The following is a 22,185-nucleotide window of genomic DNA, read 5'->3' on the forward strand; positions in this document are numbered from 1 at the left end:
CGACATCTTTCTGGCGTTCCTGCGCCTCGGGCTGACCTCGTTTGGCGGCCCGGTCGCGCACCTCGGCTATTTTCGCGAGGAATTCGTCCACCGCCGCCGCTGGCTCGGCGAGCCGGCTTACGCCGACCTGGTGGCGCTGTGCCAGTTCCTGCCCGGTCCGGCGAGCAGCCAGGTCGGCATCGCGCTCGGCCTGCTACGCGGCGGCTATGCCGGGGCGATGGCGGCGTTTCTCGGCTTCACCCTGCCCTCGGCCATCCTGCTGGTGGTGTTCGGGCTCGGCCTCGCCACCTTGCCGCTGGACGGCGGCTGGCTGCACGGCCTGAAAGTGGTTGCGGTGGCCGTGGTCGCCCAAGCGCTATGGGGCATGGGCAAGACGCTGACGCCGGACAGGCCACGCGCCACACTGGCCATCGCCGCCGCCACGGCGGCCACGCTGCTGCCGTCGACGGCGGGCCAGATCGGCGCCATCCTGATCGGCGGCGTGATTGGCTGGGCCTTCCTGCGCGTAGACACGCAGTTGCCGCATGCCACGCTGCCAGTGCGGACCAGCCGCCGCACCGGCGCCGGTCTGCTGATCGCCTATCTTGTACTGTTGCTGGTCTTGCCGGCGCTGGCGGCCGGCAGCGATAGCTACGCCGTCAAGCTGTTCGCCGGGTTTTACCACGCCGGCGCGCTGGTGTTTGGCGGCGGCCACGTCATCCTGCCGCTGCTGCAAGCACAGGTTGTGCCGCCCGGCTGGGTTTCCAACGACGCCTTCCTGGCCGGCTACGGCGCCGCCCAGGCGGTGCCGGGACCGCTGTCCACCTTCGCCGCCTATCTGGGCGCGGTGTCGACGCAATCGCCCGCCGGCTGGCTCGGCGCGGCGATTGCCTTGAGCGCGATCTTCCTGCCGGCGTTTCTGCTGGTGATGGGCGCCCTGCCCTTCTGGGAAAGCCTGCGTCGCCACGACGGCATCCGCCGCGCCATGCCAGGCATCAACGCCGCCGTGGTCGGCCTGCTGCTGGCCGCCTTCCACCACCCGGTCTGGACCAGCGCCATCCTGAGCGGCGCCGACTTCTGCCTCGCCGCCGCGGCCTTCCTGTTACTGGTTTTCTGGAAATGGCCGCCGTGGCTGGTGGTGGTGCTGTCCGCCACCATCGGTGGGTTCATGTGACAGGCGAACCGATATCGCTAGCGCGGTAGCTGTAGCTTGTCGATGGCGCTGTTCAGCGCCGCGCTGACATAGCTGATCAATATGGGCGTGGATAGGCTTTGCATCTCTGCGCCTATGCTGCCCTGTTGCGAGGCAAACTTGCCGATAAAACGGGAATTTCTGCCCTCAGAGGCCAGCGATCTGAGTTCCTCAACCGTAAAGTGGCGCGCATATACTTGTGCGAGATTGGCGTTCCACTGCCCCTGGAATTGATGGGCATAAGCGTCCAGCTCTTGGGATAGCAGCGACTGCGCTTGCGTCACACTGAGTTTAGACAACATCATCCCGAAGGTATGTGTTCTCATTGCGGCTGCGAAGGCCAGCGTTTTCATATTACGGCCAAGCTGGCGGCTGTTGACGAATTCAGTGGCAGCCGACTCCGTGGGACCGGCCATCGCGAACGGCGCCTGGCCCAGAAACAGCGAGAACAGGACGATCAATTTAACGATGGTTTGCATATCAGGTGTACTCCACGCAGCCGTCCTGGCGGCAGAAGCTCACCAGCTTGATGCCTGCTTCGACGGCGATGTCGATCGCCAGCGTACTCGGGGCGGAAATGGTGGCCAGCATCGGGATGTGCATGCGTGCCGCCTTGCGCACCAGTTCATAACTGGCGCGGCTGGACATGAAGACGAAGCCGCGCCCCATGTCCGCGCCTTCCAGCGCCAGGTGGCCGATCAGCTTATCGAGCGCGTTGTGACGGCCCACGTCCTCGCAGACGCGCAGCACGTTGCCATAGGCGTCGCACCACGCCGCCGCGTGCACGCCGCCGGTGGCGCGCATCAGTTCCTGATGTTGTCCCAGTTCGGAGGCGGCGATGGCGATCGCCGGCTGCAACGCGCCTTCCGCGTGCAGCGGCGCGGCCTGTATGCGTTGCGGCCGCAGGTCCAGCAACTCCAGGCTTTCGACGCCGCACACGCCGCAGCCGCTGCGTCCCGCCATTGAGCGGCGCTGCTGCTTGAGCTGCACAAAATTTTCAGCGGCGATGGTGATGTCGATTTCAAAGCTGCGCGCATGTTCGCGCACTTCGATATCGAAGACGTCGGAGCGCTTGGACACCAGTCCCTCGGTCAGCAGAAAGCCGACCGCGAACGGCTGCAGGTCACGCGGCGTGACCATCATGACGGCGTGCGAGATGCCGTTGACGACCAGCGCCACCGGCACTTCTTCGATGACGCTGTCGGTGGCCGAGGTGGCGCGGGAGCCGCGATGACGCCGCACCGCACGCTCCTGAAACCCGGTTTTATCCGACTCTAAATCCAACTTCATCACAGCCCCGCAGAATAAGCACAACGGCGCTTATTCTACACGGGGCGGGAATGGCGCGTTCAAGCCGCCTGCGCCTCGCCCACGCCATAGTGACGGGCATAACGCGCATCCAGGTTCGCCAGTGGCATCAGCAGGAACAGGTCGGCGCTTTCGAAATCAGGGTCCCAGGCCGGATCACCGCAGATCCACGCACCCGAGCGCATATAGCCCTTCAACAGCGCCGGCACTTGCGGCTTGTGCGCGGCTTCCAGCTTGGAGAACGGGAACGGCAGGTGCGGGGTAACGCGATATTCGATCGGCGCCAGATTTTTGGTGATCAGTTGCTGGTAGACGGCGACCGCATTGTGACCACCATCGGCCAGCGAGATGCTGGCACAGCCGACCAGGAATTCGGCGTTCTGGCGGCGCATGTATTCGGCCAGGCCAGACCACAACAGCATGATGACGCTGCCGCCACGATAGTCAGGGTGAATGCAGGCGCGGCCTGCTTCGACGATGCGGCCACGGATGTTGTTCAGCCGGCCCAGATCGAACTCGCCTTCGGAGTACAGCCGACCGAGCTTGCGGGCGCGGTTGGCGCTCAGCAGGCGGTAGGTGCCGACCACTTTCAGAGTGTCGGAATCGCGCACGATCAGGTGATCGCAGTGCTCGTCGAATTCGTCGCTATCCAGGCCGTCGGCGCGTTGCAGCGAGGTCAGGCCCATGGTTTCGATGAATACCTTGTAGCGCAAGCGCTGCACTTCACGCAGTTCTTCCGGCGTGCTTGCCATACTGAGTACCAGCTTGCCGGACGTTGCTCGGGCGTCGGCTTGAATAATCGCGGTTTGCATGCTTCATCCCTTTTGTGTAGAAGACGAAGCAAGCGTAACCAGCGAATACTTCAGGAAAATGACAAGAAAATGTCAGTTTCGTGACCTGTTGTTTTTGAATCAGGCTTTCTTTGGACGGCCGGTTTTCAGCTGCGGCAGGCCGGCCAGCACGTTTTTCAGCGTCGCCAGGTCGATTTGCGAGATCAGCGCCACGCCCACGCGCAGCAATTCGCTCTTTTTCACTTCAAAGCCGGCTTTCAGCGCGGTTTTCTTTACCTGGCCCAGCACCGCGTATTCGGCTTCCGGCATGGTGAAGCTGTCACGTACCAGCTTTTCTTTCGGCGCTTTCTTCACTTCCGGGGCTGCCGCCGGCTTGGCGACGGCTTTTGGCTTCGGCGCGGCTTTTACGACCGGCTTGACGGCGGCCTTTGGTGCTACTTTAGGGGCTACTTTAGGGGCTACTTTAGGGGCTGCCGCCTTCCGAACGGCCGGCTTGGCCACCGGCTTAACTACCGGTTTGGCCGCTGCGCGAGGCGCGGCTTTTACGGCCGGCTTGGCGGCTACGGTGGTCTTGGCCGCAGTGGCGCGGGGGGCTGGTTTGGTCGCCATATTCACTCCAAATTAGTCATCAATATAAACAGTATATATCATTTTAATTGATTAGCTAGTGCGAATGGCAAAGTCCACACCCACGTCATCCCACTGTTCCTGCTCCTTCTCCAGCCAGTAAGACAGCGTTGGATGCTCGGCCACCCAAGCGCGGCTGATTTCCAGTTCAATGCGGCTCTTGAAGCGCAGCTTGATCTGTGTGAAATCGATATCGATGCGCGAGTGCATGAACAGCACCGACAGGCGAAGCGCCACCACGGCCTTGGCGAAGTCCGCGTCGGCCAGCACGTCGACCACCTTGCGCAGATTGCCCTTGTGGGCGACGATCAGGCGGCTCATGGTGCGCTGGTCGCGCGCGGTGAAGCCCGGCAGGTCGGCGTTCTCGATGATGTAGGCGGCGTGCTTGTGGTAGCCGGTGTGCGACACCACCATGCCCATTTCGTGCAGCAGCGCGCTCCAGTACAGCAGGCGGTGGTACTGCTCGGATGCCGGCTTGGTCTGGGCGTACAGCGCCAGCGCGTCCACCGCCACGCGGTTGGCGCGGCGCTCGTCGACGTGGAAGCGCTCGACGCAGGCCTGCACCGACTGCTCGCGGCGGTCACGCCTGGTGGAGCGCAAGTGCAGGTCCCACATCACGCCCATGCGCAGGCCGGCCTCGATCGGCTGCACCAGCGGAATATCCAGCTCGCGCACCAGGCCAATCAGGATCGCCAGGCCGCCGATGATGGTGGCGGCGCGGTCCGGCTTGAGGCCCGGCATGTCGATCTTGCTGACGTGGCCGAATTCAATGAAACGCTGCTTCAGCGCGTCCAGCGTCTGCGCGTTGATTTCACGGCCGATGTCGTTCTTGACGATGATGTCGGCGATGGTGCGCGCGGTGCCGGAGGAGCCGTAGCACTGCTTCCAGAACTGCGGGTGATATGGCGGCGCGGCGTCCTCGAAATGGCTGCGCGCCGACAGGATGGCCGCCTCGAACGACGGCGCATCGACATGGCCGCCGATGAAGAAAGACAGGCTTTGCTTGACGGTGCCGACGCTGAACGATTCGACCTTGTCGATTTCCGCGCCGCGCCCCAGTATCAATTCGGTCGAGCCGCCGCCGATATCGATCACCAGCCGGCGCTCGCCGGGCAGCGCCACCGCGTACGCCACGCCCATGTAGATCAGCCGCCCCTCCTCCTCGCCGGAGATGATTTCGATCGGGTGGCCGATGGCCTGCTCGGCCTCCGGCAGGAAGGCGGTGACATTACGCGCCACCCGCATCGCCGACGTGGCCACCACGCGCACCGCATCGAGCTTGTAGGCGGCCAGCACGGCGCGGAAATTTTTCAGGCAATTGAGCGCCGCCTGCTGCGCGGCCGGCGTCAGGTTGCCGTCCTTGTCGATGCCGGCGGCCAGGCGGATCGGCTCGCGCACGCTTTTCAGTACGCGGATGGCCTCCCCATCGTGCTTGCCGATGTGAAGGCGAAAACTGTTGGAACCCAGGTCGACGGCTGCGTACATATAATAGAAATTTGAACTAAACGATTTACACCATTATAAGCACGATAAGCCTGATTTGTTACGGCTTGATGACTTCGGCTTCCATGACGCGGTTGCGGCCGGCCTGTTTGGCGGCTTGCAGCGCCTCGTCGGCGCGCTTGAACAGGCTGACGGTGCTGTCGTCGGCGCGGATGGTGGTCACGCCAAGACTGGCGGTGAGGTTGATGACGGCCTTCTCCGCCTTGACCGGCTGGGCGGCGACGGCGTTGCGGATGCGCTCGGCCACCAGGGTGGCGTCCTCCAGCCCGGTGCGCGGCAACAGGATGGCGAACTCGGCGCCACCCAAGCGGCCCATCTGGTCGGAGTCGCGCAGTTGTTTTTTACACACATCGACCATGGCCTTGAGCACCTGGTCGCCGGCCGAATGACCATAGTTGTCGTTGATGCGCTTGAACTGGTCGAGGTTGAGGATGACCAGCGCGGTCGGCTGACCGGGACGGCGCGCCAGCGCCAGCCACGGCGTCAGCGCGGCGTAGAAGCCGCGCCGGTTCGGCACGTCGGTCAGCGGGTCCACCACTTCCAGCCGCGCCAGCTCGCCCTGCTCATGCTCGCGCGCCAGCAGCAAATAGCCGAAGGCGTTGCTCAGCATCATCAGATACAGCGCGCCCACACCAATGGCCTGCACCAGCAGCGGCGCCGGGCTGGCCGGCAGCAGCGACAGCAGGCCGCGTCCGAGCACGGCGATGGTCAGCGCCAGCATCAGCACCACCAGGTAGCGGCGCAGCGGCGTGCCATGACGCCAGCCGCGTCCCAGCGCGGCGGCGCCGGCCACGAAGAAGAAGCCGGTCGCCAGCGCGGCGATGGCGATGCGGCCGCCGGCCGGCGCCTGCAACAGCCAGGCGCCGCCGTAGAGGCAGACCGCCACGCCCAGCGCCGGCGCCAGATGGCTGCGCCAGACGCGCCGGCCGGCCTGTTGCCACAGCGCGGCGGCGTCCAGCGCGAAGCCGGCAAACAGCACGGCGTTGGCGAACGGGATGGTGATCACATCGGGCAGCACGCCGCGCAGATACAACAGCAGCCACGCCAGCGCCTGCAATTGCTTGGCGCGCGCCCAGGTGGCGTGGACGCGCGCCGGCTGGCCGCTGCCAGCCTGGCGCGCGCCCGCCTCAAAAAAGAACAGCGCCGCGCACAGGCTCAGATTGCCCAGCGCCAGCGCCAACAACAAGGTTTTGATGTCCATGAACGCCGGGCGTCAGACCTCGTGCTCAACGTTGTTGCTGCCGTCGCCCACCTTGCTGGCCCAGGCTTGCGTGAAGAAGATTTTTTCGTCCTCGGTCGGGGCGTCGTGCCAGAACACGATCAGCGTGCCCTTGTGGTCGTGCATCTGGCTGACTTTTTCAATAAAGGTCTGCTTGCCGGCCAGGTCGGCCAGCGCCGCCACGTAGCCGTAGACGCGGGTCAGGCGCTCCAGGCGGTCCGGCTCGGTGAAGCTGTTGGTGGCGGTAAGCGTAGGGTGGTCTAAAAACATCGTATCGTTCTCCAAGTCGGCTGCCGAGGGGCGGGCCCGTGCTGACGCCATGCTACTATGATTCCCTATGTAAATCCACATTACCAAGCAACTTGACCACACCCCACCACCGTCCGCCGCCGCAGGTGCGCACCATCGGCGACAAGCGCCTGCTGGAATTTCAGCCCGGCATGGTGCAAAGCGAGATGCGGCTGTCGCGGCCGGACGCGCTGGTGCTCAGCTATGTGCGGGCGATGATGTGCTTTGTGCTGTTCCAGCCGCGGCCGGAGCACATCGTCATGGTCGGGCTGGGCGGCGGCTCGCTGGCCAAGTTCTGCTACCGCTATCTGCCGCGGGCGCGCATCACGGTACTGGAGCTCGATCCGCAGGTGATCGCGCTGCGCGAGCAGTTCGCCATCCCGCGCGACAATGCCCGCTTCCGCGTGATCCAGACCGACGCGGTGACCTACATGGCGCAACTGGCCGACAGCGCCGACGTGCTGCTGGTCGATGGCTTCGATGCCGACGGCCTGCCGCCGCCGCTCGGCAGCGCCAGCTTTTACGCCGACTGCCGGCGCGCGCTGCGCCCTGGCGGGGTGATGGTGGCCAACATCTTCAGCTACGATCCGCACTACCGGGCGATGTTGCGCCGGCTGAATCAGGCGTTCGAGGCGCGCGTCTGCTGGTTCAACGGCATTGCCGGCAACAACCGCATCCTGTTCGCCGTCCGCGATGGCGGCGACACGCCGGCGCTGGCGATGCAGCGCAAGGTGGCGCGCACCGGCGGTCTGGCGCTGCCGCTGCTCAACAAGCTGCTGGCGCGCTGGATTGTGTGGAAGCTGCGGACGGCACGTGCGGCGCCACCGGCTTAGCCTTGCGCCGGCGCGGCTTGGGCGCCAGCATGGTGCCGCTGCAATTGGGTGCGCCACAGCGGCAGGCGAAGGCGCGCTTGATGGCCGGTGTGTGGCGCCCGTCGTAGATCAACGGATAGGAGTAGCTGAGTTCTTCGTCGCGCCGGATCGGCTGTAGCGCGTAGATGACGATGCGGCCGCCGTCCTCCTCGACCGCTTCACAATTAGGCGCGCACGAGTGGTTGATGAAGCGCGCAGCGTTGCCCTGATCGCCGCCATCGATGACGTTGCCGTTGGCCAGACTGAAGAAGAAGGTATGGTTGTGCGGACCGCCCTGGCGCGCGGCGCGCAACTGCGCCTCGTCCCAGGTGATTTCGCGACCGGCGTATTCGATGACGCGTTCGCCGGCGTCGATGTCGCGGCTGGCGAACACGCCGTTGCCGTGCACGGATGAGAGTTCGACGCGGCAGGCGGGGGAGGGATCGGCGATGGGGGGAAGGCTATCGGCGGACATGGTCATCACGGTGGTCAAAGACCGTTCGATTAAACCACATTTTGCCGCGCGCAGAAACGCCGCACGGTAGAAAAGCCGGCGTCGCCGGCCGCCGTTCAGCTGTCGCCCGGCGACTTGAACAGACTTTCGAGATCGGCGCGAGTGGTCGGCTTGCGCACCACGCCGCGGCGGCCGGTGTATTCGTCTTCGATATTGTCGCGGTAGTAGCTCCACGCCGCGCCCGAGCCCGACAGCTTGCGCCACACTTCGTTGCCGACGCCGGAATAGTCGATCGCCGTGCCGTCGTCGAATTCGACCCGCAGCAGCTTGTCGCGGGTGTCGTAGCCGATGGCGCGCAGCTTGCCGGCGTTGATGCGTTTCATTTCCATGCTGGCCTCCTCTTCTATCTCAAGTACTGCCGCGCTGGACAAACTCGAAGCCGGTGTCGGTCAGCGCGGCAACGCGCTTGCCGTCCAGCCGGTCCAGGATCGCTTGCGCGGCCATACGTCCGATATTAGCCCCATCCACGCGCACCGTCGAGAGCGGCGGATGGGTATGGGCGGCGAAATTCAGGTCGCCGAAGCCGACCACCGCCAGTTGCGCTGGCACCGCCAGGCCACGTCCGATGGCCTCGGTCAGCACGCCGTGCGCCAGCGTGTCGGAGCTGCACACCACCGCGTCGATGCCGGGGCACCGCGCCAGCAGCGCGGCCAGGCCCTCGCGCCCCAGCGCGAAGGTCGCCGGCAGCGGCATCGCCTGCACCGCCGCCACCTCCACACCATGCTTGGCCAGCCCGGCCTGCAGGCCTTGGTTGCGGCGCGCGGCGCGCGGGTCCTGCACCGCCAGGATGGCGATGCGGCGGTAACCATGTTGCAACAGATGCTGGGCGATGGCGTGACCAACCTCCTCGTGCGAAAAGCCAACCATCATGTCGACCGGCGACGGTGTCAAATCCCAGGTTTCCACCACCGGCAGCCGCGCCGCCTGCAGCCGGCGCCGGGTGCTGTCGGTGTGCAGCGAGCCGGTCAGGATGACGCCGTCCGGACGCCGGCTGAGAATGGTTTCGACCAGCAATTCCTCGCGCCACGCCTCGTAGCTCGACAGGCCGAGCATGACCTGGTAGCCGGCCTCGGTCAGGCAGTCGCTGGCGGCCTGCACCATGTCGGCGAAGATCGGCGTCGAGATGGTCGGCAGCACCAGCGACACCAGCTTGCTGCGCGCCGAGGCCAGCGCGCCGGCCGTCATGTTTTTAACGTAGCCGGTCCGCGCCACCGCCGCCTGCACCCTGGCCACGGTGTGCGGCCGCACCAGTTGCGGCTGGTTCAGCGCGCGCGATACGGTGATCGGCGACACGCCGGCCACGCGGGCGACATCGGCCAGCGTGGCGCCGCTGACGGGCAGTTCGCCGGCGGCGGTGCGCAGGCTGAGGATCGGATCCTGGGTCATGATGGTGGGGCTTTGATGCGCGCTGACAGGGTATTGCGACCATCGTACATCATTTTCTATCATTTCTAAAACAGGATTTTGCTTGATATTGCTGCTTTTCAGCGCTAACATGAAATGACAGCGCAATCATTTATCAGGAGAGTTTGATGACCACCCCTCGCATTGTTGACGTCCGCGTCGTTCCCGTCGCCGGCCGCGACAGCATGTTGCTCAACCTCAGCGGCGCCCATGGCCCCTACTTCACCCGCAATCTGGTGATTCTGACCGACAGTTCGGGCAACACCGGCGTCGGCGAGGTGCCGGGCGGCGAGCGGATCCGCCAGACGCTGGAAGACGCCCGCCCGCTGCTGCTGAACCAGCCGATCGGCAACTACAACGCCCTGCTCAACGCCGCCCGCACCGCCTTCGCCGACCGGGATTCCGGTGGCCGCGGCCTGCAGACGTTCGACCTGCGCATCGCCATCCACGCCATCACCGCGCTGGAAGCGGCGCTGCTGGACCTGGTCGGCAAGTTCATGCAAGTGCCGGTCGCCGCCCTGCTCGGCGAAGGCCAGCAGCGCAGCGCCGTGGAAATGCTGGGCTATCTGTTCTACATCGGCGACCGCAACGCCACCGACCTGCCCTACGCCGGCGTGCCGGCCGACGCCACCGACGAATGGACCCGCATCCGCACCGAACCGGCGCTGACGCCGGAGGCGGTGGTGCGCCTGGCCGAGGCGGCCTATGAGCGTTACGGCTTCAACGACTTCAAGCTCAAGGGCGGCGTGTTCCGCGGCGAAGAGGAAATCGCGGCGGTCACCGCCCTGCACGAACGCTTCCCGCAGGCGCGCGTGACGCTCGACCCGAACGGCGGCTGGCTGCTGAAGGACGCGATCCGCCTGTGCCGCGACCAGGGCCACGTGCTGGCCTACGCCGAGGACCCGTGCGGCGCCGAGAACGGCTACTCGGGGCGCGAGGTGATGGCAGAGTTCCGCCGCGCCACCGGCCTGCAGACCGCCACCAACATGATCGCCACCGACTGGCGCGAGATGCGCCACGCGATCCAGCTGCAATCGGTCGACATTCCGCTGGCCGACCCGCACTTCTGGACCATGCAGGGTTCGGTGCGGGTGGCGCAGATGTGCCACGAATGGGGCCTGACCTGGGGCTCGCACTCGAACAACCACTTCGACGTCTCGCTGGCCATGTTCACCCATGTGGCGGCGGCGGCGCCGGGCAACATCACCGCCATCGACACCCACTGGATCTGGCAGGACGGCCAGTATCTGACCAGGAATCCGTTGCAAATCCAGGGCGGCATGGTGCAGGTGCCGACCACGCCGGGCCTGGGCGTGGAGCTGGACATGGATGCCGTCGCGGCGGCGCATCAGCTGTACAACAACATGGGCCTGGGCGCGCGCGACGACGCGGTGGCGATGCAGTACCTGATCCCGGGCTGGAAGTTCAATAACAAGATGCCTTGCATGGTGCGCTAACAACGACAAAAAATAGCCGGAGACCACACAATGACCACCACCACCACCACCACCACCGCTGCGGGCGGCGACGCGATCGCCGCCCCAAGCCTCCTCGACACGGCCGTCAGCAAGGTCAAATGGCGCATTCTGCCGCTGTTCGTCGTCATGTTCATCGCCAACTACATCGACCGCGTCAACATCGGCTTCGTGCGCTCGCACCTGGAGCAGGACCTCGGCATCGGCGCCGCCGCCTTCGGCTTCGGCGCCGGTGTGTTCTTCCTCGCCTACGCGCTGTTCGAGGTGCCGTCCAACATGCTGCAACAGCGTTTCGGCGCCAAAGCCTGGCTGACCCGCATCATGGCCAGTTGGGGCCTGGTGGCCACCGGCATGGCCTTTGTGCAGGGCGAGATGTCGTTCTACGTGATGCGCTTCCTGCTCGGCGTGGCCGAGGCCGGCTTCTTCCCGGGCGTGGTGTACTACTTCACGCAGTGGCTGCCGAACCGCGAGCGCGGCAAGGCGATGGCGATCTTCCTCAGCGGCTCGGCACTGGCGTCGGTGATGTCCGGTCCGCTGTCGGGCGCGCTGCTGTCGATCCAGGGCGGCGGCTTCCACGGCTGGCAGTGGATGTTCATCATCGAAGGCCTGGCGTCGGTGGCGCTGTGCTTCGTCGTCTGGTTCTTCCTCGACTCGCGGGTGGAGGACGCCAAATGGCTGAGCAATGAGGAACGCGCCGCGCTGTCGGCCGTCATCGCCGCCGAGAAGAAGGAACGCGACGCCAGCAAGCCGGCCCACGCCAGCATGTTCTCGCTGCTCAAGGACGCGCGCATCGCGCTGTTCTGCTTCATCTACTTCGCGATCCAGCTGACCATCTACGGCGCTACCTTCTGGCTGCCGTCGATCATCAAGAAGATGGGGCACTTCACGGAATTCGAGGTCGGGCTGTTCAACTCGACTCCGTGGATGATCTCGATCGCCGCCATGTATATGTTCGCCGCGCTGGCGCAGAAGTACCGCCACCAGCAGGCGTGGGTGGCGGTGGCGCTGCTGGTGGCGGCCTGCGGCATGTTCGCCTCCACCACCGGCGGCCCGGTGTTCGCGTTCGTGGCGATCTGCTTCGCCGGCATCGGCTTCAAGGCGGCCTCGTCGCTGTTCTGGCCGATTCCGCAGGGTTATCTGGATAGCCGCATCGCGGCGGCGGTGATCGCGCTGATCAACTCGCTGGGCAACCTGGGCGGCTTCGTCGCGCCGGCCACCTTTGGCTATCTGGAACAGAAAACCGGCTCCATCCAGGGCGGCTTGTACGCGCTGGCGGCGGCGTCGGTGGTGGCGGCCGGCCTGGTGTTCCTTACCCGCCGCGGCAAGGCCACGTAGCAGGCGAGCTGCAGTGATCCGCTGTAAAAACCACAGATGCGCCGCCCGCCGTGGCCAAGGGCGGCGCATCGTTCGACATCCCCTGCCCTATTCGCTATGATGTATTTCAGAATAGCAAAAGCTCAGGGGACAGTATGCAATGGTTTTACAATCTTAAGATTGCCAAGAAATTAATTTTTTCGTTTGCAATTCTGCTGGTGCTGACCTGCGCGCTCGGACTGTTCTCGATCAACCAGTTGGTCAAGGTCAGCCAGGCCTCCAGCGACATCGCCACCAACTGGCTGCCCGCCGTGCGCTACCTGGGGCAGATGCAGAACTCCCTGTCACGCTACCGGATTTCCGAATCGACCCACATCCTGCTCAGCGACGAGGAGGAGATGAAGGCCACCGACAAGTCGATGGCCAGCCGGCTCGAAACGCTCGGCAAGCAACAGGCCGCCTACGCGGCGCTGGTCTCCGAGCCCGAGGAAAAGCGCATCTATGCCAACCTGCAAACCTCGCTGGACGAATACAAGCGCCTGAGCGAGCAATTGAAGAGCTTGTCCCACGCCGGCAAGAAGGATGAGGCGCGGGCGCTGTTCCGCGGCGCGTCGAACAAGCAGTTCCGCCAGGTCAATGAGCAGCTGGAGACGCTGGTCAAGATCAACGACGACGGCAGCCTGGCCTCCGACCAGCAGGCCGGCGCCACCTTCCACCAGGCGCGCAGCCTGATTTTCGTCATGCTGGCGGTACTGATCGCACTCGGTCTGACGCTGGCGATGTTCGTCGCGCGCACCGTGGCGCGGCCGCTGCAGGATGCCGTCGATGTGGCGCAGCGCGTGGCCGCCGGCGACCTGACGGCGGCCATCACGCAGGGCGGCGCCGACGAGACCGGTCAGCTGATGACGGCGCTGGCGGCGATGAACGCCAGCCTGGGGCGGGTGGTCGGCGAAGTGCGCGGCGGCACCGACACGATCGCCATCGCCTCGGCGGAAATTGCCAGCGGCAATCTCGACCTGTCGAGTCGCACCGAGGAGCAGGCCAGCTCGCTGGAGGAAACCGCCTCGGCGATGGAACAGCTGACCTCGACCGTCAAGCAGAACGCCGACAACGCGCGCCAGGCCAAACAACTGTCGATGTCGGCCTCCAGCGTGGCCGGCGATTGCGGCAAGGTGGTGGACGAGGTGATCGCGACCATGGAATCGATCAGCACGGCTTCGCACAAGATCGTCGACATCATCAGCGTCATCGACGGCATCGCCTTCCAGACCAATATTCTGGCGCTGAACGCGGCGGTCGAGGCGGCGCGCGCCGGCGAGCAGGGACGCGGCTTCGCGGTGGTGGCGTCCGAGGTGCGCAGCCTGGCGCAGCGCAGCGCCTCGGCGGCCAAGGAAATCAAGGCGCTGATCGACGACTCGGTGGTGCAGGTCGGCGCCGGCACGGTGCAGGTGCAACAGGCCGGCAAGACGATGGCCGAAGTGGTGGACAGCGTGCGCCGCGTCAGCGACGTGGTGTCCGAGATCACGGCGGCCGGCGAGGAACAGAGCGTTGGCATCGAGGAGGTCAACCGCGCCATCATCCAGATGGATGGCGTGACCCAGCAAAACGCCGCGCTGGTGGAAGAAGCGGCCGCTGCCGCCGCCGCGCTGCAGGAACAGGCGGCCAAGCTGGCGGCCGTGGTCAGCGTGTTTCGTCTGACCTAGACGGCGCCGGCCGCGCCGTTACTGCTTGCGGTTGCCGTGCACCATCTGGCGCGCCTGCTTGCGCAGCAGCGCCTGTTCCCAGCGCTGCTTTTGCTCCTCGGTTTCCGGCGTCAGCGCCGGCACCTTGACCGGCTTGCGGTCGCTATCGACCGCCACCATCGTGAAATAGCAGCTGTTGGCGTGGCGCACCAGGCGCTGCTGGATATTCTCGGTCACCACGCGGATGCCGACCTCCATCGACGTATTGCCGGTGTAGTTGATCGACGCCAGAAAAGTCACCAGCTCGCCCACATGTATCGGTTGCAGAAACATCACCTGATCGACCGACAGCGTGACGACATAGCTGCCGGAATAGCGGCTGGCGCAGGCATAGGCCACGCTGTCGAGATACTTCAGAATCGTGCCGCCGTGGACGTTGCCGGAGAAATTCGCCATATCCGGCGTCATCAGCACGGTCATGCTCAACTCGTGCGCGACCCAGTTCATTGGTTTTTCCATTGGTATGCTCCTGTTGTAAAAGTCCGGTGTCAGGTCTGACATTCGGACAGTAGTTGTTCGATGTCGGCGATGACGGTGGGACAGGCGTCCAGCACCGGGGCGAGCGCGCCCCAGGCGCCGCTGTCGTCTTTCAGCGCGCGCTCGGCTTGCTGGCTGAGCTCGGCCAGTTGGTCGGCACCCACCGTGCCGGCCAGGCCTTTCAGCGTGTGCAGCGCAGGCAAGGCGGCGGCAAGGTTCTGTTCGCCACGGGCGGCGATTAGCTGCGTCGCCAGTTTTTCGGCTTCGGCAATGAAGCTGCGCAGCGCGATCAGATAGACCGATTCCAGCCCGCCCAGCCGCTTCAACGCGGCGGCGCTGTTGATGCTGGAAGGCGCCCGCAGCGTGGCCGGCCCGACGGTGACGCTGCTCGCGGCACTGGCCGGTGTTGGCGCTGGTGCCGACTCCGGCGCGGCGGAGGCGGCGCCAGCGCGGCGCGCGTGCTGCAGGATGACGGCGATCAGTTGCTCAAGGTCGAACGGCTTGCCGATGTGGTCGACCATGCCGGCCGCCAGCGCGGCGGCGCGGTCCGAGGCCATGGCGTTGGCGGTCATCGCCACGATCGGCGGCGTCGCCTCGCCCAGCCGGGCCTGGATGGCGCGCGTTGTCTGGTAGCCGTCCATCTCCGGCATCTGGATGTCCATCAGCACCAGGTCGGCCAGCGGTCCGCCGCGCGACACCGCCGCCAGCGCCATCGGCCCCGAACTGGCCACCGCCACCTGCGCGCCTTCGTTGCTCAGCAACTCGCTGGCCACCTGTTGATTGGCCGGATTGTCGTCCACCAGCAGCAAACGCATGCCGGCCAGCCGGCGCAACGCTGGCGGCGGCGCCAGCGGCTTGCGCCGTCCCAGCCGCGCGTCGGCCACCGCGTCGAACAGCATCGATGCCGTCACCGGCTTGACCACGAAGCCGTCCAGCATCGGCGTGATGTCCTGTTGCCGCTGCGCCAGCATCTCGCGGTCGTGCGCGGTGACCATGACGATCAACGGCATCTTGGCCTGCGGCGTCAGTTGGCGAATGCGGCGGCTGGTCTCCCAGCCGTCCAGCGCCGGCATGCGCCAGTCGATGAACACCACGTCATAGGCGGTGCCGCGGCCGATCTGGGCGGCGATCGCGTCCAGCGCGGCGTGGCCGTCGGCCGCCAGGTCCACCCGCCAGCCGAACGAGGCGGCCATCTCGCGCAGCACCGTGCGCGCCACCGGGTGATCGTCCACCACCAGGCAGGACAAGTCGCGCATCAGCGCGTCCTGCAGCGGCGCGACATCGGCCGGCAACGCTGCCGGCAGCAAGTCCGGCTGGGCGCCGGCGACGCCGAAATCGACCGCGAAATCGAATACGCTGCCCTGCCCCTGCTCGCTGACCACGCGCAGCGTGCCGCCCATCATGCGCACCAGCCGCTGGCTGATCGCCAGTCCCAGCCCGGTGCCGCCGAAACGGCGCGCGGTCGATGCCTCGGCCTGCGAAAAGCCGTCGAAAATATGCGCGCACTGCGCCGGCGCGATGCCGATGCCGGTGTCGCGGATGGCGAACGCCACCGACAGGCTGGTGGCGCTCTGCGCCACCAACTGGGCCGACACCACCACCTCGCCACGCTCGGTGAACTTGATGGCGTTGCCGGCCAGGTTCAGCAAAATCTGTTGTAGCCGCAGCGCGTCGCCCACCACCAGCGCCGGCAGCGCCGGGTCGATGCGGAACAGCACCTCGATCTGCTTGTCGCCGATGTTGGCCGACAGGATCACGGCGAGGTCACGCCACAGCTTGTCCATGCGGAACGGATGCGGATCGAGCGCCAGCTTGCCGGCCTCCACCTTGGAAAAGTCCAGCACATCGTTCAGCAGGCCGAGCAAGGCGCTGGCCGCCGCGTGCGCCTTGTCGACATAGTCCTGCTGGCGCCCGGTCATGCTGGTCTGGCGCAGCAGTTGCAGCATGCCCAGCACCGCGTTCATCGGCGAGCGGATCTCGTGGCTCATGTTGGCGACGAAGTCCGACTTGGCGCGTCCGGCCTGGTCGGCCGCCTCCTTGGCCTGCAGCAGGGCGTCGTGCGCGGTGCGCAGCTCGGTGCTGTCGGTGCTGCTGCCCACCCAGCTGACGATGGCCCCGGCGGCGTCCTTCTGCGGCAGCGCGTGGTTATCGAAAATCCGCCAGGCGCCGTCGTGGCGGCGCAGCCGGCAGTCGCAGCGGAACTCGTCGCCGCCGGCCAGCGCCTGCGCGCGCGCGGCGGCGATCACCGCCTGGTCATCCGGATGGATCACCTGCGTCCAGTCGCCGCCAGCCAGCAATTGGGACGCCGGCAGGCCGCTGAAGCTGGCCCAGTGATGGCTCATGAAATCGATGCGCAGGTCGGGCGTGGCGGTCCAGACCATCTGCGGCAGACCCTCGGTCAGCGAGCGCCAGCGCGATTCCGACGCGGTCAGCCGCGCCAGCGACGCCTGCAACGCCTGGTCGGTCTCGCCCAGCGCGGTCAGCGTCTGGTACTGTTGCTTGAGATTGAAGCGCACGCCCTTCAGCAACACCAGCGACAAGCCGATCAGCAGCACCAGGAAAATCGAGGCGTTGCGGATTTCCTTGTACCATGGCTGCAGAAAATCCTCGCTGGCCAGGCCCACCACCACATACACCGGATAGGCGCCGACCTTCTCCAGGCTGAGCATGCGCTCGCGGCCGTCGAGAGCGCTGATCACCTTGTAGCTGGCACTGCGCCGCTGGCTGTCAAACACGGCCTGGGTGGCCGGACTGGCCGTGATGGTACTGCCGAACGGCATGCCCTCGACCACAGGAAAACGGTGCAGCACGCGCTTTTTCTCGTCGACCAGCAAAACCGCGCCATGCTCGCCGATATTGAGCCTGGAAAACGCCGCGGTGATTTGCGCGCTGTTGATCAGCGCATAGGCGACGCCCCCCAGGCCGCCATCGGGCAGGGTCAACGGGTAAGCCAGCGGCAACACCCACTCGCCGCGCGCGCCCGAGGCCAGCGGCAAGCCGAACAGCAACTCACGCGCCGCCGGCGCGCGTGCCTGAAACTCGCGCACCACCAGCTCGGCCGGCAGCTGCAGGTCGCTGTGTTCGCCATAGATGACGCGCCCGGCCGCGTCGGCGCCGCGCACCGCCTGCGCATGCGGCATGCGCTCCTTCAGCCCGCGCAGGTAGGCGCTGAACTTGTCGTCGGAGAACCGCTGCTGCGTGTGCATGGCGCGGAATTCCTGGTCGGCGCGGCGCAGCGCCAGGTCCACCTCCTGAAAATGCGACTGCATGAAGTTTTCCAGCGAAATGGCCAGATTGTGCGAGGTCTCCGCTGCCGCCGCGTAGTAGCGCAGCCGGCTCTGGTTCAGCACATGCACGACAAAAATACAGACGATCAGCAATACCACCGCCACGGCCGTTACCAGCAAGCGGAATAATTTGCGGATCTTCTGCAGCGTGTCGAATCTCATCGCCAAGGGGGTATGCGTGTTGTTATCGTCTTGACCATGCCGTGCGGCAAAAAAAACGCTCCGTAGGAGCGTTTTCATCAAAAACCTTGCAGGGTGATGTCGGCCAGCGACTCGCGGCCTTTCTCGCTGAGCTCGAAACCGCCGTCGGCGCGTGGCACCACATGCGATTTTTTGCCGAGAAACAGGGCGATATCCTCCTCCAGGGCGCCGCCTGGTTGGGCGTCGAGCGCCCGCAGCGCTTGCACGCAACGGTGCAGGAAGATGGTTTGCGCGCCCTTGTCGGTCAGCGAGATGCGGCCGTTGTGGGCGATACTGATCAGTTTCAGGCCGGACAGGCGTTTGCTGTTGCGGCCGACACACGCGCTGACGCGGTCACCTTTGATGCCGCGCTGGACTTCGTACAGGGCGTTGTACTCGTCCTGCGTGAATTTTTCATTCTTCATTTTTTTCCATAAAAGACTGCTGCGACCCTCATGGTACGCGCTAGCAGTCCCGGCGGCAAGACAACGCCCCGCCGCCGGCTGGAAAAAACCTTACTGGAAAGCGCGGATCGCCAGCCAAACCAGGCCGATACTGGCAAACGCCGCGAGGCAGATCATGGCTTGAACACGCTTGGCGCTGAGCGCTACGCTACGGCGGCCGAGGTAGATTTTATTGTGTAAGGAATTGCCCATGATGCTCTCCGTGTGCAGAAAGGTGACGACATGACTCGATTATAGAAACTCTTCCATTACCGCTGTGTGACGCCCAACACAAATATGAAGAAATGTGTCCGCCAAGCAACGGCTGTCACGTTGCTAGAGAGCGTGGAACAAGCATACCGTCCGTTCCACGCAACGGACGGTGCGTTGGCGCACATAAGCGCCCGTAAACCTCAGGTTTTGATCGGCACCTTGGGCGGCGTCGGCTCCTCGATCGGCGCCTGGTCGGGGAACGGCGCGTGATCCGGCGGCGGATCTCTTTCCGGCGGTGGTGGCGGCACGTCCGGATCGGGCGTGGTGTGGGCGTGTATGCGGGTCATGCGAGGTCCTCCTGAATGAACTGATCTTCAGTGTGGCGCAGACGCCGCGAGAAACAAGACGGCGCACCGCACGGACGTGCGACAACGCACGCCGGCAGTGATTACTTAATGCGGAAGATCACATCCACCGTCTGCGACCAGCGCAAGGTGTCGATCGCCAGCCAGTCCTTGTCGGCCGGCGGCACATTGACGCTGCGGTTGCGCGGGTACAGGTCGCCCGGCATCAACCCCACCGCGTGGGTCAGGTTGCGCAACTGGCCGGACGACATGGCGCTGACCGCCCCCACCTTCTTGCCGATGCCGGCCGCCATGGCGTCGGCACGGCGCTGGGCGTCCTGGACGGCGGCGGCGGTCAGTTCGCGCTCGGCCTGCAGCCGGTCCTTGCGGCCGAAGGAGGTCGACAAGTGATCGACGTTGGGCATGGCCAGCAGCGCCTGCATGATGTCGCGCCACTTGCCCAGATCGTTGACGACGATGTGCACCGCGCTGCGGATATCGTAGGCCTCCGCCGCTGGTTCGCCCTTGCGCAGCTCCTTGCGCATATTGTGGATGTCGGCGCTGGCCTCGACGCCTTCGAGCAGCGCGCGCACCTGCCCCGCCCGTTCGGCCACCAGCGCGGTCGCCACCGCCGGATCGGGATCGTAGGCGCTGAGGTCGAAATCGATTTCGCCCAGGTCGGGCGCCAGCATGACGAAACCCTCGCCGGCGGTGTGGATGAAGGGATAGGACGGCAGGTCGGCCGCCTGGACCGCGAAGGGCAACACAGCGACGGCAAGCAACAGCTTCTTGAACATGAACGTGACTCCGGAATGAAGGAAGCCACAGTATTCCACGAAGTAGACAACAGTGTCTACTTATAAAACCCTACAATGACGGTATGACGACACCACTGAACGACGACGAATACGAACAACTGGACGACCTGCTGGCCACGCTCGGCGCGGACGCGATGGATGTTGCGGGGCTGGAAGGTCTGCTGACCGCGCTGGTGGCCGGTCCGGTCGACACCACGCCAGCGGCCTGGCTGCCGCTGGTGTGGGGCGGCGAGTCCGGCAACGCCGAGGCCGAGGCACTGGTGCTGCGCCACCACACCTACATGCGTGAATGGTTGCGCAAAGACCCCGCCAGCTTCGAGCCGATCTACGAATGCGGCGGCAGCTGGACCGCCGAGGCGTGGTGCGCCGGCTTCCTCGCCGGCGTGCAGTTAAACCATGACGCCTGGGCGCCGCTGCGCGCCAACCAGCCGGCGCTGCTGGCGCCGTTCGAGCCGGTGAACGCCGGCAGGGTGACGCCGGCCGTCATCCAGATCAACACCTTCTTCCACGCGCCGCAAGTCAAAGCAGCCAAGCCCGGCCGCAACGACCCCTGCCCCTGCGGCAGCGGCAAAAAATTCAAGAAGTGCTGCGGCGCCGAGTGACCGTAACTCCGGGTTTTGGACCTGACCCCGGAGTTTATTATTTGCCGTTGATGATCTGCTTCAGCAGCACGAAGGTTTCGTGGTTGATGGCTTGTTCGTTGGCTTTGAATTCTTTCTCGGCCTTGAGGTAGGCCGGTTTTTTCAGCGCGGCCTTTTCGGCGGCGGTCGGCGTCGGCACGCTCGGGCCGAGCGAGGCGGCGCTGTTATAGGTTTGCTGCAGGACTTTCTTGCCATAGCTGGATTGGTAGAAGCTGGTCATCTCGGTGGATGTCTCGGTGCTCAGCAGCCTGGCCACCGGCAGCGCCAGACGGTTGTAGACCAGCTCCGGCTGCAGGTTGATGACCTTGTCCATGACTTCCTTGCGCTGCGCCGGCGAGGCGTAACGGCTCATGCCGGCGGTCATGCGCATCATCTTCTCGGCCTGCATCGCGGCCATCAGGTCGTGCGCGGCCTTGACTTGCGCGGCGTCTGGATTGGCGGCGGTGGCGGCGTGGACGGAACCGGCCAGCAGGCCGGCAAGAAGAACCGCGACGAATGATTTCATGTTTGCTCCTTTAATAATGCCCGGATTTTATGGTCAAAGGCCGCAACCTGTCCACGACATTAACCAGTCCGCCGCTCCCACGCCCACGCGTGGCCAATCATCGCGTCAATATCGCTGAACCTGGGCGTCCAGCCCAGCGTTTCGTGCGCCAACGCGGGATCGGCCACCAGCCGCGCCGGATCGCCCGGTCGCCGCGGGCCATCGATGACCATGATCGGAGCACCGGTTACGCGCCGCGCCGCCTCGATCACTTCGTTGATCGAATATCCCACGCCGTTGCCCAGGTTGAAACGCGAACTGGCGCCGCCGTCCAGCAGCGATTCGAGCGCCAGCAAATGGGCGTCGCACAGGTCGCTGACGTGGATGTAGTCGCGGATGCAGGTGCCGTCCGGCGTGGCGTAGTCGCGGCCGAAGACCGTGACCGACCGCCGGCGCCCCGCCGCGGCCTGCAACACCACCGGTATCAGGTGCGTTTCCGGTTCGTGGCACTCGCCCAGTTCACCTTCGGGATCGGCGCCGGCGGCGTTGAAATAGCGCAGGCAGCACGAGCGCAAGCCGTAGGCCACGTCGAAATCGCCGAGCATCTGCTCCACCATCCACTTTGAACGGCCATATGGGTTGAGCGGCGCCTTGGGATGCCGTTCGTCGATGGGCAGGTAATCCGGATCGCCGAAAATCGCCGCAGTCGACGAGAAGATAAAGCGCGGCACCTGGTGGCGCACCATGGCCTGCAGCAGCGCCAGCGTATTGTTGACGTTGTTGTAGTAATAGGCGGCCGGCCTGGCCACCGATTCGCCCACCTGGATGAAGCTGGCGAAATGCATCACGGCGGCGATCGGCCAGGCCTGGAAAATCACGTTCAGCACGCTGTCGTCGCCCAGTTCGCCGACGATCAGCGGCGCGTCGCCCACCGCCGCCCGCCGTCCCTGCGACAGATTGTCCAGCACCACCGGCGCATAGCCCGCCTGCCGCAAACGCTTGACCATGTGCGAGCCGATATAGCCGGCGCCGCCCACCACCAGCACATGTGGCTTGCCCGCGTCGCCTCCCCTCATGACCCGCGCACCCGA

24 protein-coding genes are annotated in these 22,185 nt (G+C 65.3%); 6 read left to right on the forward strand and 18 right to left on the reverse strand.

Annotated elements, in window-relative coordinates; all coding sequences use genetic code 11:
* The first annotated feature begins 10 nt into the window (after positions 1-10).
* On the forward strand, positions 11-1,153 hold the full coding sequence (chrA, locus tag GTP44_RS21170; RefSeq protein ID WP_371867290.1) for a chromate efflux transporter: 1,143 nt from the start codon (positions 11-13) through the stop codon (positions 1,151-1,153).
* Between the two features lie 17 nt (positions 1,154-1,170).
* On the opposite strand, the gene GTP44_RS21175 is transcribed toward chrA, so the two are convergent.
* From GTP44_RS21175 to GTP44_RS21205, 7 genes are all read right to left on the reverse strand, one after another.
* On the reverse strand, positions 1,171-1,650 hold the full coding sequence (locus GTP44_RS21175; RefSeq protein WP_161020970.1) for a hypothetical protein: 480 nt from the start codon (positions 1,648-1,650) through the stop codon (positions 1,171-1,173).
* A 1-nt stretch (position 1,651) separates the two neighbouring features.
* Entirely contained in the window at positions 1,652-2,461 is an 810-nt protein-coding gene (gene fdhD, locus GTP44_RS21180) for a formate dehydrogenase accessory sulfurtransferase FdhD (protein WP_161020971.1), read from the reverse strand.
* Between the two features lie 59 nt (positions 2,462-2,520).
* Positions 2,521-3,291 (reverse strand): GNAT family N-acetyltransferase, encoded by a 771-nt coding sequence (locus tag GTP44_RS21185; RefSeq protein WP_160992739.1) that lies wholly within the window; start codon positions 3,289-3,291, stop codon positions 2,521-2,523.
* A 99-nt stretch (positions 3,292-3,390) separates the two neighbouring features.
* Positions 3,391-3,879, reverse strand: a complete 489-nt coding sequence (locus GTP44_RS21190) for a hypothetical protein (protein WP_202424171.1) — start codon at positions 3,877-3,879, stop codon at positions 3,391-3,393.
* 51 nt (positions 3,880-3,930) lie between these two features.
* Complete coding sequence (locus tag GTP44_RS21195) at positions 3,931-5,382, reverse strand: Ppx/GppA phosphatase family protein (RefSeq protein ID WP_161020972.1); 1,452 nt, start codon at positions 5,380-5,382, stop codon at positions 3,931-3,933.
* 58 nt (positions 5,383-5,440) lie between these two features.
* Positions 5,441-6,601, reverse strand: coding sequence for a GGDEF domain-containing protein (locus GTP44_RS21200; protein WP_161020973.1), 1,161 nt, complete (start codon positions 6,599-6,601; stop codon positions 5,441-5,443).
* Between the two features lie 12 nt (positions 6,602-6,613).
* The gene (locus tag GTP44_RS21205; RefSeq protein WP_160992735.1) at positions 6,614-6,889 is read right to left on the reverse strand and encodes a hypothetical protein; all 276 of its coding nucleotides are present in this window, start codon (positions 6,887-6,889) and stop codon (positions 6,614-6,616) included.
* A 92-nt stretch (positions 6,890-6,981) separates the two neighbouring features.
* On the opposite strand from GTP44_RS21205, the gene GTP44_RS21210 reads away from it, so the two are divergent.
* Positions 6,982-7,740: a fused MFS/spermidine synthase gene (locus GTP44_RS21210; RefSeq protein WP_503826642.1), complete on the forward strand. Its 759-nt coding sequence runs from the start codon at positions 6,982-6,984 to the stop codon at positions 7,738-7,740.
* On the opposite strand, the gene GTP44_RS21215 is transcribed toward GTP44_RS21210, so the two are convergent.
* The 3 genes from GTP44_RS21215 to GTP44_RS21225 all read right to left on the reverse strand — a co-directional run bounded on the left by GTP44_RS21215 (position 7,673) and on the right by GTP44_RS21225 (position 9,658).
* Positions 7,673-8,233: an SET domain-containing protein gene (locus GTP44_RS21215; RefSeq protein WP_202424173.1), complete on the reverse strand. Its 561-nt coding sequence runs from the start codon at positions 8,231-8,233 to the stop codon at positions 7,673-7,675. The two genes, GTP44_RS21210 and GTP44_RS21215, sit on opposite strands and share 68 nt — an antisense overlap.
* Positions 8,234-8,328: 95 nt before the next feature.
* The gene (locus tag GTP44_RS21220; protein ID WP_161020974.1) at positions 8,329-8,601 is read right to left on the reverse strand and encodes a KTSC domain-containing protein; all 273 of its coding nucleotides are present in this window, start codon (positions 8,599-8,601) and stop codon (positions 8,329-8,331) included.
* Between the two features lie 19 nt (positions 8,602-8,620).
* Positions 8,621-9,658 carry a LacI family DNA-binding transcriptional regulator gene (locus GTP44_RS21225; RefSeq protein ID WP_161020975.1) on the reverse strand — a complete coding sequence of 346 codons (1,038 nt, stop codon included), beginning with the start codon at positions 9,656-9,658 and terminating at the stop codon, positions 8,621-8,623.
* Positions 9,659-9,804: 146 nt separating this feature from the next.
* On the opposite strand from GTP44_RS21225, the gene gudD reads away from it, so the two are divergent.
* The 3 genes from gudD to GTP44_RS21240 all read left to right on the forward strand — a co-directional run bounded on the left by gudD (position 9,805) and on the right by GTP44_RS21240 (position 14,168).
* A complete protein-coding gene (gudD, locus tag GTP44_RS21230; protein ID WP_160992732.1) occupies positions 9,805-11,133 on the forward strand; it encodes a glucarate dehydratase in 1,329 nt (442 codons plus the stop codon).
* A 30-nt stretch (positions 11,134-11,163) separates the two neighbouring features.
* Positions 11,164-12,486 carry an MFS transporter gene (locus GTP44_RS21235; protein ID WP_161020976.1) on the forward strand — a complete coding sequence of 441 codons (1,323 nt, stop codon included), beginning with the start codon at positions 11,164-11,166 and terminating at the stop codon, positions 12,484-12,486.
* Positions 12,487-12,620: 134 nt separating this feature from the next.
* Positions 12,621-14,168: a methyl-accepting chemotaxis protein gene (locus GTP44_RS21240; RefSeq protein WP_161020977.1), complete on the forward strand. Its 1,548-nt coding sequence runs from the start codon at positions 12,621-12,623 to the stop codon at positions 14,166-14,168.
* 18 nt (positions 14,169-14,186) lie between these two features.
* On the opposite strand, the gene GTP44_RS21245 is transcribed toward GTP44_RS21240, so the two are convergent.
* The 6 genes from GTP44_RS21245 to GTP44_RS21260 all read right to left on the reverse strand — a co-directional run bounded on the left by GTP44_RS21245 (position 14,187) and on the right by GTP44_RS21260 (position 19,948).
* Entirely contained in the window at positions 14,187-14,654 is a 468-nt protein-coding gene (locus GTP44_RS21245) for an acyl-CoA thioesterase (protein ID WP_160992753.1), read from the reverse strand.
* Positions 14,655-14,695: 41 nt separating this feature from the next.
* The gene (locus tag GTP44_RS21250; protein WP_161021002.1) at positions 14,696-18,133 is read right to left on the reverse strand and encodes a response regulator; all 3,438 of its coding nucleotides are present in this window, start codon (positions 18,131-18,133) and stop codon (positions 14,696-14,698) included.
* Positions 18,134-18,210: 77 nt separating this feature from the next.
* On the reverse strand, positions 18,211-18,576 hold the full coding sequence (locus GTP44_RS21255) for a hypothetical protein (protein ID WP_160992824.1): 366 nt from the start codon (positions 18,574-18,576) through the stop codon (positions 18,211-18,213).
* Positions 18,577-18,666: 90 nt separating this feature from the next.
* The gene (locus GTP44_RS27250; protein WP_202412949.1) at positions 18,667-18,807 is read right to left on the reverse strand and encodes a hypothetical protein; all 141 of its coding nucleotides are present in this window, start codon (positions 18,805-18,807) and stop codon (positions 18,667-18,669) included.
* A 200-nt stretch (positions 18,808-19,007) separates the two neighbouring features.
* Positions 19,008-19,154 carry a hypothetical protein gene (locus tag GTP44_RS27255; protein ID WP_202424172.1) on the reverse strand — a complete coding sequence of 49 codons (147 nt, stop codon included), beginning with the start codon at positions 19,152-19,154 and terminating at the stop codon, positions 19,008-19,010.
* Positions 19,155-19,255: 101 nt separating this feature from the next.
* Positions 19,256-19,948, reverse strand: coding sequence for an SIMPL domain-containing protein (locus tag GTP44_RS21260; RefSeq protein ID WP_161020978.1), 693 nt, complete (start codon positions 19,946-19,948; stop codon positions 19,256-19,258).
* Positions 19,949-20,031: 83 nt separating this feature from the next.
* Here GTP44_RS21260 and GTP44_RS21265 point away from each other — a divergent pair, with 83 nt between their 5' ends.
* Positions 20,032-20,571 carry a UPF0149 family protein gene (locus tag GTP44_RS21265; RefSeq protein WP_161020979.1) on the forward strand — a complete coding sequence of 180 codons (540 nt, stop codon included), beginning with the start codon at positions 20,032-20,034 and terminating at the stop codon, positions 20,569-20,571.
* A gap of 37 nt (positions 20,572-20,608) precedes the next feature.
* Here the strand turns inward: GTP44_RS21265 and GTP44_RS21270 are convergent, their stop codons facing one another.
* Positions 20,609-21,115 (reverse strand): DUF2059 domain-containing protein, encoded by a 507-nt coding sequence (locus tag GTP44_RS21270; RefSeq protein ID WP_161020980.1) that lies wholly within the window; start codon positions 21,113-21,115, stop codon positions 20,609-20,611.
* Positions 21,116-21,174: 59 nt separating this feature from the next.
* Positions 21,175-22,170 (reverse strand): UDP-glucose 4-epimerase GalE, encoded by a 996-nt coding sequence (gene galE / locus GTP44_RS21275; RefSeq protein WP_161020981.1) that lies wholly within the window; start codon positions 22,168-22,170, stop codon positions 21,175-21,177.
* Positions 22,171-22,185 lie beyond the last annotated feature (15 nt).

Source organism: Duganella lactea, assembly GCF_009857505.1.
Taxonomy (GTDB): domain Bacteria; phylum Pseudomonadota; class Gammaproteobacteria; order Burkholderiales; family Burkholderiaceae_D; genus Rugamonas; species Rugamonas lactea.

Bases quoted from the DNA above. Each gene is read 5' to 3' on its own strand.
- GTP44_RS21185 (WP_160992739.1), bottom strand. From the start codon at position 3,291: ATGCAAACCGCGATTATTCAAGCCGACGCCCGAGCAACGTCCGGCAAG.
- GTP44_RS27250 (WP_202412949.1), bottom strand. From the start codon at position 18,807: ATGGGCAATTCCTTACACAATAAAATCTACCTCGGCCGCCGTAGCGTA.
- GTP44_RS21240 (WP_161020977.1), top strand. From the start codon at position 12,621: ATGCAATGGTTTTACAATCTTAAGATTGCCAAGAAATTAATTTTTTCG.
- GTP44_RS21245 (WP_160992753.1), bottom strand. From the start codon at position 14,654: ATGAACTGGGTCGCGCACGAGTTGAGCATGACCGTGCTGATGACGCCG.
- GTP44_RS21175 (WP_161020970.1), bottom strand. From the start codon at position 1,650: ATGCAAACCATCGTTAAATTGATCGTCCTGTTCTCGCTGTTTCTGGGC.
- GTP44_RS21190 (WP_202424171.1), bottom strand. From the start codon at position 3,879: ATGGCGACCAAACCAGCCCCCCGCGCCACTGCGGCCAAGACCACCGTA.
- GTP44_RS21200 (WP_161020973.1), bottom strand. From the start codon at position 6,601: ATGGACATCAAAACCTTGTTGTTGGCGCTGGCGCTGGGCAATCTGAGC.
- fdhD (WP_161020971.1), bottom strand. From the start codon at position 2,461: ATGAAGTTGGATTTAGAGTCGGATAAAACCGGGTTTCAGGAGCGTGCG.
- GTP44_RS21255 (WP_160992824.1), bottom strand. From the start codon at position 18,576: ATGAAGAATGAAAAATTCACGCAGGACGAGTACAACGCCCTGTACGAA.
- GTP44_RS21205 (WP_160992735.1), bottom strand. From the start codon at position 6,889: ATGTTTTTAGACCACCCTACGCTTACCGCCACCAACAGCTTCACCGAG.
- GTP44_RS21235 (WP_161020976.1), top strand. From the start codon at position 11,164: ATGACCACCACCACCACCACCACCACCGCTGCGGGCGGCGACGCGATC.
- GTP44_RS21215 (WP_202424173.1), bottom strand. From the start codon at position 8,233: ATGTCCGCCGATAGCCTTCCCCCCATCGCCGATCCCTCCCCCGCCTGC.
- GTP44_RS21270 (WP_161020980.1), bottom strand. From the start codon at position 21,115: ATGAAATCATTCGTCGCGGTTCTTCTTGCCGGCCTGCTGGCCGGTTCC.
- GTP44_RS21195 (WP_161020972.1), bottom strand. From the start codon at position 5,382: ATGTACGCAGCCGTCGACCTGGGTTCCAACAGTTTTCGCCTTCACATC.
- GTP44_RS21265 (WP_161020979.1), top strand. From the start codon at position 20,032: ATGACGACACCACTGAACGACGACGAATACGAACAACTGGACGACCTG.
- gudD (WP_160992732.1), top strand. From the start codon at position 9,805: ATGACCACCCCTCGCATTGTTGACGTCCGCGTCGTTCCCGTCGCCGGC.
- GTP44_RS21250 (WP_161021002.1), bottom strand. From the start codon at position 18,133: ATGAGATTCGACACGCTGCAGAAGATCCGCAAATTATTCCGCTTGCTG.
- GTP44_RS27255 (WP_202424172.1), bottom strand. From the start codon at position 19,154: ATGACCCGCATACACGCCCACACCACGCCCGATCCGGACGTGCCGCCA.
- galE (WP_161020981.1), bottom strand. From the start codon at position 22,170: ATGAGGGGAGGCGACGCGGGCAAGCCACATGTGCTGGTGGTGGGCGGC.
- GTP44_RS21260 (WP_161020978.1), bottom strand. From the start codon at position 19,948: ATGTTCAAGAAGCTGTTGCTTGCCGTCGCTGTGTTGCCCTTCGCGGTC.
- GTP44_RS21220 (WP_161020974.1), bottom strand. From the start codon at position 8,601: ATGGAAATGAAACGCATCAACGCCGGCAAGCTGCGCGCCATCGGCTAC.
- GTP44_RS21225 (WP_161020975.1), bottom strand. From the start codon at position 9,658: ATGACCCAGGATCCGATCCTCAGCCTGCGCACCGCCGCCGGCGAACTG.